Source organism: Microvirga sp. P4_G7 (genome assembly GCF_056401005.1).
Genome location: NZ_JBFUKD010001139.1, coordinates 1 through 617, shown reverse-complemented (window position 1 = coordinate 617; position 617 = coordinate 1). Strand labels below are relative to the sequence as shown.

Genomic DNA, 617 nt, shown 5'->3' with positions numbered 1-617 from the left:
GTGGAGTGGTTGACGCCGAGTCGTTCGGCCGCGCCGGTCAGCCCATTGGCCTCGGCAATCACTTTCACCAAGCGGAAATCGTCCCATGCGAGGTGAGGAAATCGACTCATACTTTGCATCCACGCAAATATATTATGGCAACGCTATCATTTAATTTGCATGGGGGAAAGATTACCCTCAATTCCCTAAGCTAGCCCAATTGCCCCGCTTTTGCGGGGATTTTTATGATTCGGAGATCGACATGGCGAAGGTTCTCGTCCTCTATTATTCAAGCTGGGGTCACATCGAGCAGATGGCATACGCTGTGGCCGAAGGCGCGCAGCAAGGCGGCGCCGAAGTGGTGGTCAAGCGCGTGCCCGAGCTCGTACCCGAGGAGGTCGCGAAGAACTTCCACTACAAGGTCGATCAGAAGGCGCCGATCGCCACGGTCGATGAACTTCCGGATTATGACGCGATCATCATCGGCACGCCGACGCGCTACGGCAACATGACCGCGCAAATGAAGAATTTCCTCGATCAGACCGGCGGTCTGTGGGCGCAAGGAAAGCTCGTCGGAAAAGTCGGCTCGGTTTTCACCTCCTCGGCGACCCAGCACGGCGGTCAGGAATCCACCATCC

General features: G+C 56.6%; 1 protein-coding gene. It reads left to right on the top strand.

All coding sequences use genetic code 11. The annotated features are described in order from the left end of the window. Nucleotides 1–241 precede the first annotated feature (241 nt). Nucleotides 242–617, top strand: a 376-nt coding sequence (gene wrbA, locus AC1DT3_RS23505) for an NAD(P)H:quinone oxidoreductase (RefSeq protein ID WP_477467558.1), incomplete at its 3' end; no start/stop codon positions are given.